15 protein-coding genes are annotated in these 11,689 nt (G+C 69.2%); 5 read left to right on the forward strand and 10 right to left on the reverse strand.

Features of this window, described 5'->3' with window-relative positions; all coding sequences use genetic code 11:
• Positions 1–60 precede the first annotated feature (60 nt).
• On the forward strand, positions 61–693 hold the full coding sequence (locus AC07Q9_RS28930; protein ID WP_495312665.1) for a c-type cytochrome: 633 nt from the start codon (positions 61–63) through the stop codon (positions 691–693).
• A 101-nt stretch (positions 694–794) separates the two neighbouring features.
• On the opposite strand, the gene AC07Q9_RS28935 is transcribed toward AC07Q9_RS28930, so the two are convergent.
• The 4 genes from AC07Q9_RS28935 to AC07Q9_RS28950 form a co-directional block, all read right to left on the reverse strand.
• Positions 795–1,343 (reverse strand): DUF2946 family protein, encoded by a 549-nt coding sequence (locus AC07Q9_RS28935; RefSeq protein WP_495312666.1) that lies wholly within the window; start codon positions 1,341–1,343, stop codon positions 795–797.
• Complete coding sequence (locus AC07Q9_RS28940; protein ID WP_495312667.1) at positions 1,336–2,352, reverse strand: YheT family hydrolase; 1,017 nt, start codon at positions 2,350–2,352, stop codon at positions 1,336–1,338. The genes AC07Q9_RS28935 and AC07Q9_RS28940 overlap by 8 nt, the downstream gene beginning before the upstream one ends.
• 82 nt (positions 2,353–2,434) lie before the next feature.
• Positions 2,435–2,887: a YybH family protein gene (locus tag AC07Q9_RS28945; protein WP_099793396.1), complete on the reverse strand. Its 453-nt coding sequence runs from the start codon at positions 2,885–2,887 to the stop codon at positions 2,435–2,437.
• Between the two features lie 52 nt (positions 2,888–2,939).
• Positions 2,940–3,743, reverse strand: a complete 804-nt coding sequence (locus AC07Q9_RS28950; RefSeq protein ID WP_495312668.1) for a Rossmann-fold NAD(P)-binding domain-containing protein — start codon at positions 3,741–3,743, stop codon at positions 2,940–2,942.
• 47 nt (positions 3,744–3,790) lie between these two features.
• Here AC07Q9_RS28950 and AC07Q9_RS28955 point away from each other — a divergent pair, with 47 nt between their 5' ends.
• The 4 genes from AC07Q9_RS28955 to trxC all read left to right on the forward strand — a co-directional run bounded on the left by AC07Q9_RS28955 (position 3,791) and on the right by trxC (position 6,376).
• Positions 3,791–4,390: a LemA family protein gene (locus tag AC07Q9_RS28955; RefSeq protein ID WP_180288586.1), complete on the forward strand. Its 600-nt coding sequence runs from the start codon at positions 3,791–3,793 to the stop codon at positions 4,388–4,390.
• Between the two features lie 12 nt (positions 4,391–4,402).
• Positions 4,403–5,329 carry a TPM domain-containing protein gene (locus AC07Q9_RS28960; protein WP_495312669.1) on the forward strand — a complete coding sequence of 309 codons (927 nt, stop codon included), beginning with the start codon at positions 4,403–4,405 and terminating at the stop codon, positions 5,327–5,329.
• Positions 5,330–5,334: 5 nt separating this feature from the next.
• Positions 5,335–5,865, forward strand: coding sequence for a TPM domain-containing protein (locus tag AC07Q9_RS28965; RefSeq protein WP_495312670.1), 531 nt, complete (start codon positions 5,335–5,337; stop codon positions 5,863–5,865).
• 61 nt (positions 5,866–5,926) lie between these two features.
• Entirely contained in the window at positions 5,927–6,376 is a 450-nt protein-coding gene (trxC, locus tag AC07Q9_RS28970; RefSeq protein ID WP_070063801.1) for a thioredoxin TrxC, read from the forward strand.
• 18 nt (positions 6,377–6,394) lie between these two features.
• On the opposite strand, the gene AC07Q9_RS28975 is transcribed toward trxC, so the two are convergent.
• The 6 genes from AC07Q9_RS28975 to AC07Q9_RS29000 all read right to left on the reverse strand — a co-directional run bounded on the left by AC07Q9_RS28975 (position 6,395) and on the right by AC07Q9_RS29000 (position 11,656).
• On the reverse strand, positions 6,395–6,919 hold the full coding sequence (locus AC07Q9_RS28975) for a DUF3617 domain-containing protein (protein ID WP_495312671.1): 525 nt from the start codon (positions 6,917–6,919) through the stop codon (positions 6,395–6,397).
• Positions 6,920–6,988: 69 nt separating this feature from the next.
• Positions 6,989–7,681, reverse strand: coding sequence for a phosphatase PAP2 family protein (locus AC07Q9_RS28980; RefSeq protein ID WP_495312672.1), 693 nt, complete (start codon positions 7,679–7,681; stop codon positions 6,989–6,991).
• A 43-nt stretch (positions 7,682–7,724) separates the two neighbouring features.
• Positions 7,725–8,465, reverse strand: coding sequence for a hypothetical protein (locus tag AC07Q9_RS28985; RefSeq protein WP_495312673.1), 741 nt, complete (start codon positions 8,463–8,465; stop codon positions 7,725–7,727).
• Between the two features lie 172 nt (positions 8,466–8,637).
• Complete coding sequence (locus tag AC07Q9_RS28990; RefSeq protein WP_495303065.1) at positions 8,638–9,381, reverse strand: hypothetical protein; 744 nt, start codon at positions 9,379–9,381, stop codon at positions 8,638–8,640.
• A 141-nt stretch (positions 9,382–9,522) separates the two neighbouring features.
• On the reverse strand, positions 9,523–10,653 hold the full coding sequence (locus AC07Q9_RS28995) for a Gfo/Idh/MocA family protein (RefSeq protein WP_495312719.1): 1,131 nt from the start codon (positions 10,651–10,653) through the stop codon (positions 9,523–9,525).
• 37 nt (positions 10,654–10,690) lie between these two features.
• A complete protein-coding gene (locus AC07Q9_RS29000; RefSeq protein WP_495312674.1) occupies positions 10,691–11,656 on the reverse strand; it encodes a substrate-binding domain-containing protein in 966 nt (321 codons plus the stop codon).
• Between the last annotated feature and the right edge of the window lie 33 nt (positions 11,657–11,689).

Here is an 11,689-nt window from a genome sequence, read left to right on the forward strand (position 1 = left end):
TCTATAATCGCCGGTTGGTTAGAAAAAGCCCCCGACGAGCCCCCCGTTATTGAGGACGCCATGAGCGCAGACCCGCACAACCAGGCCACAGAAGAAGCCCATACCGGCCCGATCAAGAACCCGAAGCAACTGCTGCTCGCGGTATTTTTCTCTTTCATCATTCCGATCCTGATCATCGTGGGCCTCGTGTCCTATGTGGTCTCGGGCACCAAGCCCGCCGGTACCGCGGAGGGCGACAACATGGCGCTCTACGGCGTGACCAAGGAATCGCGCGACCGTGAAGTGGCCGAGCGCCTGAAGAAGGTCGGCTCCATCGAGATCCGTGACGCCAACCGGCCGCTGGCCCTCGGCGAAGCCGTGTTCAAGGCCCAGTGCGTGGCCTGCCACGGCGCACCCGGCATCCCCGGCGCCCCGCACCTGAACGACGCCGCAGCCTGGGGCCCGCGCATCGGCCAGGGCTACGCGACGCTGCTCGAGCACGCGCTCAAGGGCAAGGGCGCGATGCCCGCCCAGGGCGGCGGCGACTTCGAAGACATCGAAATCGGCCGCGCCGTGGTGTACCTGGCCAACGCCGGCGGCGCCAAGTTCCCGGTGCCGGACCGTCCGGCAGCGGCTGCCGCGCCGGCCGAAGGTGCTTCGGCTGTGGCCAGCGCACCTGCTGCTGCTGAAGCAGCCAGCGCGCCCGCCAAGTAAGCAATTCATTGATCGACGGCGCCTCGCGCGCCCACAAAAAAACCGGCTTCGAGGTCGGTTTTTTTATGCCCGGATGGCCCGGATTGCTATCTTTTCAATAGCTATGCAGCCGCAGTGATGTGGCGTTCTGCCGGACTCAGCACATGCCCGAAGCGCCCCGGCAGGTCGGCCGCCTGTACCGCCTCCGGCGTCCAGATGCCTTGCTCGATCGCTTCGGCGGCGATGCCCACGTCCTGCGTGTGCACCAGCCCGAGCCCTGCCGGCGCAACCAGATAAAGCCGGCCATGCTCGTCGAGCAGGCAGCCGGTCACCTCGGCCGCCGCGCCCGTGTGGGCCGTGACCGTGAACGCGTTCGCGCCCTGCTGCGCCACGCGCCACACCAGCGGCGCCGCCTCCACCTCGACGTACACGCGCTGCGGCCCGTTCTGGAAGAACCACTGGCCGTCGGCGTCGTGCTCGTAGTTGCGGTGAATGAAGTCGATCAGCTTGTCGTGCCGGAGCATAGAGCCCTTGGCGCTGCGAAACGGCCCCTGCGCCTGCGTGCGGTCGTCGCGCATGTACCAGTTGCCGCGCGCGTCCAGGCCCAGCCAGCCGTAGCAGTGCGGCACGTTCGGCCACTTGGCCAGTGCCTGTTTGACGATGTCATCCATGGACCGTATTTTGCGCCCGCGTCGACGAGAGATGGTGGGCCAGCCACCCTCCCACGCGCTCGGGCATTCCGCCCACATGCCCCGGCGGCAGGCCGAGCGGAAAGCCCACGTGGCCACCACCCGCGGGCTGCCACAGCGTGACGTGCGACCCGACCTCGCTGGGCCCCGGCAGGCTGCGGGCCGGAATGAAGGGGTCGTTGCGGGCGTTCACCACCAGCGCGGGCACGCGGATCGCGCCCAGCAGCGGCTTGGACGAGCCGCGCGCCCAGTAATCGTCGGTGTTGCGAAAGCCGTGCAGCGGCGCCGTGAACACGTCGTCGAAGTCGTAGAGATCGCGCGCCGCCATCAGCCGGTCGCGGTCGAACAGGCCCGGGAACTGCGCCAGCTTGGCCAGCGCCTTGGGCTTCATGGTCGCGAGGAACATGCGCGTGTAGACCAGCCGGTTGAAGCCGCGCCCGATCGCCTCGCCGCCCGCGGCCAGGTCGAGCGGCGCACACACCGATGCCACCGCATCGACCGAGGCGCGCGCAGTGTCGCCCGCCTCGCAGGCCCAGCGCAGCAGCGCATTGCCGCCCAGCGACACGCCGGCCGCCAGCACCGGCCCGCCGCCGCCCTGCACCACGTGCTGCGCGTGCATGCGCCGCAGAATCCAGTCGATTTCCTCGTGGTCGCCCGAGTGGTAGGCGCGCGGTGCGAGGTTCAGCTCACCGCTGCAGCCGCGAAAGTGCGGCACCGCGAAGGCCATGCCGCGCGACGCGGCGAAAGCCGCGAAGGCCTCGGCGTAGTGGCTGCGCGACGAGCCCTCGAGCCCGTGGAACAGCACCAGCAGCGGCCGGGGGCCGGGCTGCGGCGCGTCGGCGAAGTCGACGTCGACGAAATCGCCGTCCGGCGCGGTCCAGCGCTCGCGGCGGTACACCGGCGTCGGCCCGTCGAAGCGGCGCGCCCACAGCGCGGCCCAGATGGTCTGCAGGTTGCCGCCGGGCAGCCAGCGCGGGGCGTCGTAGCCCATTGCGTCGTATGCGACGGGCGACGCGGAATCCGGTGAGAAAGAGGAAGAAGGAAAGGGAGAGGCCATCGCTCGAGGGCAGGACTCAGTGCAGAACCTGCGGCGTATCGTTCGCATCGTCCGGCTCGCGCGCGCTGCCGGGGCTCGCGTGGTGCGCCACCAGGCGCCAGCCCTGCGCGGTCTTGTGATACACGTTGGTGGCCAGCACGAAGGCATGGCGCGGCCCCTCGGCCGTGAGCACCTCGATGCGCTCCAGCACGTTGTGCACGGCGCTCGCCAGCGACTCGATCTTGCGCACGCGCGCCGGCGTCGCATGGATCGCACCGTTGCCGAACATCTGCTCGAAGGCCGCACGGATCGCCACCGCGCCCACCAGCCGCGGGCCGCCCGGGTGGACGCAGAACACCTCGTCCTCGTCGGCCCAGCAGGCCATCAGTGCATCGACATCGCCGCGTTGCAGCGCTTCATAGAAGGCGGCCTCGACATCGTCGGCAGTGCCGCCGATGGCCGCGGCGGCGCGGAAAGGGGTCTTGGGCATGGCGGTGAAGGGCGAGAGCGAAGGGGGTACGGCAGATTTTGCCCTGCCCGCGTCACGGCCATGTGGCAGCAGGTGACTGGGCCGCGGGGGCTTCGGGGACGGACGCGGGAATCAGCCACGCGCGCGCCGCCGCCTCGGTGGCGCCCTGCGCGGCCTGCCACACCATCTCGGGCGCGGCCACGTGCACGCCGGGCGGCGCCACGCGCAGCGCGAGGTCGACCAGCTCGGCCATCTTGGGCGCGCGCACCGGCTGCTCGTTGGCCGGCACCATGAACCGCATGATCGACAGCATCCACGCCGCCAGCCGCTCGCCCATGTTGGCCAGGCGCACGGCGGTGGGCTTGCGCGCCGAGCGCAGCAGGATCACGCGCTCGAAGCCGCAGGCGACCACGGCCTGCTCGTCGAGGCTGGCCAGCCCGCGCTTGAGCGCCTCGGGCAGCCGGCCGCGGTCGTGCGGCTGCACGATGGCCAGCGTGCGCACGCCGCTGGCGCGCAGCCAGCGCGCCAGTTCGGGCAGGTCGGCGGGCTCGGGGTGCCACAGCGCGCGCTCGCGGCCGTGGTACAGGCGCGGCGGGTCGAAGGCGACCACCGCCACGTCGGCCGCGATCGGCGGCCACTGCGCGATCGGCAGCGCCGGGCACAGAACACTTTCGACGCCGGGCAGCCCGTCGTGCATGGGCTCGCGCGCCAGCACGCGCGTGCGCTGGAAGCGGTGGCGGCCCGCGAGCCGGTGCAGCAGCTCCTGGCCCAACGCGCCGGTCGCGCCCGCAATCAGCAGGGTGCCGGTGGGCGGCGCGGCAGCGGTGGGCACCCCGCGGTTCGCGGCTTGCAGGGCGTGGAGGGGATCGAGGGCCATGACCCCATCTATGCTAACTTCGGCCTCCTTCTGCGGAGGTAATGCAAATGATGATGAAGCGCTGGTTCCTGATTCTCGCGGCCGTCCTGTCCCTCAGCGGATGCGGCTACAACCAGTTCCAGTCCCTCGACGAGGCCAGCAAGTCGGCCTGGAGCGAGGTCCTCAACCAGTACCAGCGGCGTGCCGACCTCGTGCCGAACATCGTCGCCACCGTGAAGGGCGAAGCCAGCTTCGAGCAGGACACGCTCACCAAGGTGATCGAGGCGCGCGCCAAGGCCACCTCGATCCAGGTGACGCCCGAGACGCTCAACAACCCCGAGGCCTTCAACAAGTTCCAGCAGGCGCAGGGCGAGCTCTCGTCGGCGCTGTCGCGGCTGATGGTGGTGTCGGAGCGCTACCCCGAGCTCAAGGCCAACCAGGCCTTCCGCGACCTGCGCGTGACGCTCGAGGGCACCGAGAACCGCATCACCGTGGCGCGCAACCGCTACATCGAGAGCGTGCAGGAGTACAACGTGCTCGCGCGCAGCTTCCCGACCAACCTCACGGCCATGGTCTTCAGCTACAAGCCGAAGGCGAATTTCTCGGTGCAGAACGAAGCCCAGATCTCGACGCCTCCCACGGTCGATTTCAGCGCACCGAAGAAGTAAGAAGCGGCGCCGATGGCCGCTGCCCTGATCCGCCGCGCACTGGCTGCGATCTTCATCGCAGCCCTCGCCTGGGCCGGCCTGCCCGCACTGGCGCAAGCCCTGCTGCCGATCCCCGCGCTCACCGCGCGCGTGATCGACCAGACCGCCACGCTCGACGCCGCGCAGCGCTCGGGCCTCGAAACCAAGCTCGCGGCCTTCGAGCAGCGCAAGGGCTCGCAGATCGTGGTGCTGCTGGTGACGACCACGGCGCCCGAAGACATCGCGAGCTACGCGCAGCGCGTGGGCGACGCCTGGAAGATCGGCCGCAAGGGCGTGGGCGACGGCCTCCTGGTCATCGTCGCCAAGGACGATCGCAAGATGCGCATCGCCACGGCCAAGACGCTCGAAGGCGCGGTGCCCGACCTTGCGGCGGTGCGCATCATCGACGAGGAGATGAAGCCGCGCTTTCGCAACAACGACTTCGCGGGCGGCCTGAACGCGGCGGTGGACCGGCTCATCGGCCTGGTCGACGGCGAGCCGCTGCCCGAGCCTTCGCGCAACAGCCAGAGCGGCAGCAGCAATGACGGCTTCGACTGGGAGAACCTCGCGATCTTCCTGTTCGTCGGCGTCTTCGTCGGCGCGCCGATCGCGCGCGCCATCCTGGGCAAGACGATGGGCTCGGTCGCCATGGGCGGCGGCATCGGCGTGGTCGCGTTCTTCCTCACGACCAGCACCGTGATCGCGGTGATCGCCGGGATGATCGCGCTCATGGTCTCGCTGTTCTCGGGCCTCGCCGGCTTCGGTCCAGGCCGCGGCGGCCGAGGAGGCGGCGGCGGTGGCGGCTGGAGCAGCGGTGGGGGAGGCGGTGGCTGGGGCGGAGGCGGCGGGGGTGGTGGCGGCGGATTCAGTTCCGGCGGCGGTGGCAATTTCGGCGGCGGCGGCGCCTCGGGAGACTGGTGAACGACATGGCAACTGCAGACCCCACGCTCCTCTCGAAGCTGGGCCGCATCTGGCGGCATCGCTGGACCGACGAAGCCGCGGTGCGCCGCGTGCTGCCGGCCGATGCACTGGAGCGCCTGGCCGGCCGCGTGGCCGCGAGCGAGCGGCGCCACAGCGGCGAGGTCCGCATCTGCGTCGAAGCCGGCCTGCCGATGTCCTACCTGTGGCGCCACGCGTCGCCTCGCGAACGCGCCGTCATGCTGTTCGGCAAGCTGCGCGTGTGGGACACCGCGCACAACAACGGCGTGCTGATCTACCTGCTGCTGGCCGAGCACGCCATCGAGATCGTGGCCGACCGCGGCATCGACGCGCATGTGGACAGCGCCGAATGGGCCGCGATGACGCAGCGCATGGGCACGGCCTTCCGCGAAGGCCGCTTCGAGGACGGCATCACGCTGGCGCTGGAAGAGGTGTCGGCGCTGCTGATGACCCACTTCCCGCTGGCCGAGAACCAGCCCAACACCAACGAGCTGCCCGACGCGCCCGTGGTGCTCTGAGGCCCGGCGCCCTCGGCGCCCGTGCCTTGCAATCCGTGTACATGGCCCCTATTTTTCGGGCATGACCGAATCCGAATCGCTGCACATCGTCTGCCCGCATTGCCACACGACCAACCGCGTGCGCACGGCGCAATTGGGCAGCGCGCCCGACTGCGGCAGCTGCCACCGCCCGCTGTTCACCGGCCACTCCACCGCACTGCCCGACGTGGCCACCTTCGACCGCCACATCGCGCGCAACGAGATCCCGGTGCTGGTCGATTTCTGGGCGCCCTGGTGCGGCCCTTGCCGCCAGATGGCGCCGGCCTACGAACAGGCCGCGGCCCAGCTCGAACCACAGGTGCGGCTGGCCAAGGTCGACACCGAGGCGGTGCAGGCGCTGGGCGCGCGCTTCAACATCCGCAGCATCCCGACGCTGGCCCTGTTCAAGGGCGGGCGCGAAGTCGCGCGGCAGGCCGGTGCGATGGGCGCGGCCGACATCGTGCGGTGGGTCAAGGCGAACGGCGCGGGCTGATCCGACCGCCGGCGGCGCTCACTTGCGCGGCGGCATCTTCGCCATCGCATCGAGCATGTTCATCTTCATGCCGTTGCCCATGACCATGTCGCCCGGCTTCTGACCGGGCTTGCAGGGGCCGACCCACTTGGCGTCGACGACGCTCGTGCCTTCGGTGCGGCCCATCAGCGGCGGGCTGTAGGTCGACTTGCTTTCGACGCGGTAGGCGCTGCTGAAGTCGCCACTCATCACGGCGCGCGAGGTCGCGGTGGTCGGGCCGATCTTGCAGACCGAGTCGATGACCAGCTTCACGCCTTCGAGGCGCAGGTCCTGCTTGGAACACATGTCCTTGCCCATGCCCTGGCCCATCTCGCGCATCGCCTTGTCGGTGGCCGCGTCGATGCATTGCTGGATCGTCTGGCCCGGCGCCTTGGCCGTGGCCGCACCGCCCTCGCCGGTCTGGATTTCCCACAGGCCCGGCTTGCGCGCCGGGTAGTCGATGGCGAAAGCGGGGCCGGCCAGGAGGCAAGCAGCAGCGGCGATGGAGAGCAGGCGAAAGGGCATGGCGGGCTCGGTGAACAGCGATGCCGCTTTGTACCGTCGGCGCCCGCGCGGCGGAATACCGCGATCGGTCTACGCCGCGGCCGGCGCCAGGGCCGCCACTGGGCGCTCGCGCAGTGCAAAGCCCAGCGCCAGGCCCAGCCCGAGGCCGCCCAGCACATCGATCAGCACATGCTGGCGCACCGCCATCGTCGAGTACACGATGGCCACGGCCCAAATGACATTGAGCAGCCGCAGCCAGCCCGGCGCGCCGGCTTCGCGCAATTGCCGCGCCAGCACCATGCAGGCGAAGACCGAGAACGACACATGCAATGACGGAAAGGCGTTGCCCGCCGCATCGAAGGTCTTGAGGAAGTGCAGCGAGGAGCCCGGCGCGGCCTCGATCGCGAAGTTCGGGATCGCCGTCGGCATCCACCAGAACACGGCCAGCGCGATCGCCGTCATCACGGCGCAGCCGATGGCGATGGTGTTCAGCTCGCGCCGGTCCTTGGCCAGCAGCACCGGCAGCGCGATGTAGGCCCACAGCGTGAGGTACACCGGCAACATCGCCGGCCAGAACGCGATCAGCCGGTCGATGGCCGTGAGCGGCAGCACCCACGCCGGCCCGGCGTTGTGCATGACCCAGAAGTACAGCGGGAAGAAGCCCAGCGTGGCGACGGTGTTGCCAGCGAGCTTGAGCAGCCACAGCGTCCGGCAGCGCTGCCAGAGGGCCGCGGGCCAACGGTGGGTGCCCGCAGCGACGGGTTCGGAGGAGGCGAGGGTCATGGATGGCAGAGGCGTGCGCCCGTGTGCATCCACTGTATTCGCTTCAGCGCACCTCCGACGTGACCACCGTGGCCGGGCATGCGCCCGAAGCAGCACCGCTCGGCACAGACATCAGCGTCTCTCTCAGGGTGAGCAACACCCGGCGCGAGCACTGCTCCGACACCAGCGCCGCACGCTCCACCTTCTCCGTCTTGCCTTCGAAGTAGCGGAAGGTTCTCTGAGGAGTCGCGCCACCTGGCATCGTCTTCGCGGCCATGGACACGGCAAGCTCCACGGACTCTCGCATCAGTGCCCCCGCCATCTGGCGCAGCGGTGCACCGTTGTCGCGACGCCAGTACCCGAGGATGTCGGGCTCGTCGAGCGGCGACGACACGACGCGGATCACGCTCTCGTACGCAGGCGCGCCCTGAGTACCCGCACGCCGCACGCTCACGGCGTTGTCGAGCACGAGTGCGGCCTGATCCTGCGTGAGCGCGAACACGGGCGCGCTCTGCACAGACCACGTCTCGCCCGTCGAATCGGCGGGCGCCTGCACGCTCGATGCCAGCTCGGCGTGCGTGTAGGCCGAGAGCATCGGGCGGTAAGGCAGCAGGACGCGATCGGCCTCTTCCTGGAGCTTGGTCTTCTGCGCGTTCTTGGCGGATTCGTTCATCAGGCCGTGCACGATGATCGCGGCCAGCAGGCCCGCGGCATTCGGCGCGGGGTACACCATGGGCGCGCTGCCCACGCCGGCACTGTCGAAATTCTCCAGCCCCCTGAAGGCCACGGGATCGCTGGTGGGCAACTGGATCGCCCATCGCGGCGACGTGGCCACGGCCGATGGCGGCGCAAGAGGCGCCGGCGGTGCTGCCGGCTCTTCCTGCGCACAGACGCTGGAACCCCCCAGGACGGCGCATGCGATGGCAGCCCGCCACACGGCGATCGGCGCCCGGGCGCTCGGTGACGCGCGCACAGGCCTACTGCCCGTCGGGTGCGGTGGCGGCAGACGCGCCCGCGGCACGAAGCGCGGCGCTGCCGAGCGGCTTGAGCACGCTGTCGCGGCTGGCCTCCACGACCTGGAAGTAGGCATTGGTCAGGCCCGGGAACTTGGGCGGCTCGTCCCATTTCTCACCTGCACTGCGGCTGACGTCGATCGGCAGGTACCAGAGGTAGGTGTTGGACTTCAGGTCGACCAGGTAGGCGGCGCCGGTGACGACGGCCTTGGGGTCGCTGGTGGGCACATAGGACGAATACGTCCGCACGTAGCCGACCAGGGGCATGTCGATGACCAACAGCTTGTCGATGGCATGCTTGGTGCGCAGCGAGGCGAAGTCCTTGCGCGACGCTGTGGGCACCTCGGTGCGGATGTCGGGCAGCGACTTGAGATCGATGGGTTCCTTGATGACCACGACCTCGACGTTCTTCTTGCGCAGCGCAGTCGCCGCGTCCTCCTTGAGTGCACCCAGATCGTCGTGCGCCAGGGTCTCGGAGTGCTTGGTCAGCGAGGCGTTGGATGCGCTGGCAAACGCGTAGCAAAGCAGGCAGCCTGCGCCGGGGAAGTAGGTGTCGACCTTGGGCAGCGCCGACATCGCGACGCCGACCCGGGCCCCCTTCGAGCTCAGCGCCTCCGCTTCCAGGGGCACCGGCTGTTGCGGCTTGATCGCGCACCCGCTCAGAAAAATGCCAAGCACCGCGGTGGCGGCCATCAGATTCCATCTCATCTTCTTCTCCTCGTTTGTTATGGACGGCAGAACTGACGGGATTAAACCTGCGCCCGCGGAAGCGCCGCCACGCCTTTGAGAAGGCGCGGCTCAAATTGTGACATTTTGTGAACTAGTTGCGAAACTTTCGATGCCGCGCCGTCACCACGACGTCCACTTCAGCTCGCTTCCAGCCGATGCCACCGTGCGCTCGATGAAGCGCACGCCGCGCGCCCCGTCTTCCACGCGCGGATAGTCCGCCGCCAGCGGATCGGCCGCCTGCCCCGCGAGCCGCGCGCGGATGTCCGCCGCCACGCCCGCATAGACGTTCGCAAACGCCTCGATGAAGCCTTCGGGATGGCCGGCCGGCAAACGGCTCGCGCGCCGCGCCGACTCGCACAGCCAGGGCGCGCCGCGCGTGAGCAGGCGCCGGGGCCCGTCGTGCGGCAGGTGCACCAGTTGGCTCGGCTGCTCCTGACGCCATTCGAGCGTGCCCAGCGTGCCGGAGACGCGCAGGCGCAGGTCGTTCTCCAGCCCGGTGTTGATCTGCGAGGCCACCAGCACGCCGCGCGCGCCGCCCTGGAAGCGCAGCAGCAGGCTGCCGTCGTCGTCGAGCAGGCGGCCCGGCACCAGCGCGCCGAGGTCGGCGCACAGGCTCTCGATCTCCAGGCCGGTGACGGTGGCCACGAGGTTCTCGGCATGCGAGCCGATGTCGCCGATGGCGCCCGCCGCGCCGCTGCGCGCGGGGTCGGTGCGCCAGTCAGCCTGCTTGTTGCCGCCCGCGGCTTCCACGTGGCTGGCGAGCCAGCCCTGGTTGTATTCGACGACGACCTTGCGGACCTCGCCGATCTGGCCTGTGCGCACCATCTCGCGCGCCTGCCGCACCATCGGGTAGCCGGTGTAGTTGTAGGTCACGCCGAACACCGTGCCCTGCTTGGCCACGGTGGCGACCAGCGCATCGGCCTGGTCGCGCGTGTGCACCAGCGGCTTGTCGCACACCACATGGAAGCCCGCCTCGGCGAAGGCCTGCGCCACTGGGTAGTGCACGTGGTTGGGCGTGACGATCGAGACGAAGTCGATGCGCTCATCGGCCGGGCGCTTCAGCTCGTCGGCCAGCAGCGCCTGCCAGTCGCCGTGGTTGCGGTCGTCGGCCAGGCCGAGGTCGCGGCCCGAGGCGCGCGCCTTGTCCGGGCTCGACGACAGCGCGCCGGCGACCAGCGCGATCTGGCCGTCGAGCGCCATGGCCTTGCGGTGCACGGCGCCGATGAAGGCGTCGCGACCGCCGCCGACCATGGCGCAGCGCAGGGGACGTGAAGCGATCTCGGTCACCTTAAAACGGCGAATTGGGATGGTAGAAATCTTTCGCGTTTTCCTTGGTGATCAGCACCGACGGAATGATCGTCGTCGCCGGCAGCTTCTCGCCCTTCAGGCGCGCCTCGGCCGTGAGCTTGATCGCGTCGTAGATGAACTTGGGCGAGTAGCTCACGTCGGCGCCGATGCGCTTGTCCTTGCCGTCCATGATGGTCTTGACCATGTCCTTGGCGCCCGCGCCGCCGAACACGATCTTGATGTCATCGCGCTTGGCCTGCGAGATGGCCTTGAGCACGCCCACGGCCATGTCGTCGTCGGCCGCCCAGATGGCGTCGATCTGCTTGAAGCGCGTCAGGTAGTCCTGCGTGACCTTGAAGGCGTCGTCGCGGTTCCAGTTGGCGTACTTGGCATCGAGCAGCTTGATGTCGGGGCTGCCCTTGAGCACCGCGTTGAAGGCGTCCATGCGCTCGTTGTCGAGCGTGGTCGCGATGCCGCGCAGCGCCACCACATTGCCCTTGCCGCCGAGCTGCTTGACGATGTACTCGGCCGGGATCTTGCCGAAGGCCGTGTTGTCACCGGCCACATACGCATCTTGCGCGCTGGTGTCGGTCAGGCCGCGGTCGACCACGGTAACGTACGCGCCCTTGGCCTTGACCTGCGCGACCGGCTTGGTCAGTGCGGCCGATTCAAAGGGGAACACGACGAGCGCGTTGATCTTCGTGACCGTCGACAGGTCCTGCAGCTGGTTGGCCTGCTCGGGCGCATTGGCGGCGGTCTTGATCGTGATCTTCAGGTCTTTGTGCTCTTTCTCGAGGTCCTTCTTCGCCTGGTTGGCCCAGTAGTTGATGCCGCCCATGAAGCTGTGCGTGGCCGCGGGAATCGACACGCCGAGGTTGACCTTGTCCGCGGCAAGCGCGGGCAGGCTGGCGGCGAACGCTGCGGTGGCAACCGCCGTGAGCGCGAGGCGTCGGGTGAAAGTCGTCATGCTGGATGTCTCCTCTTTGGTGGGTGGAACGGG

Source organism: Variovorax sp. GW821-FHT09A10 (assembly GCF_059418385.1).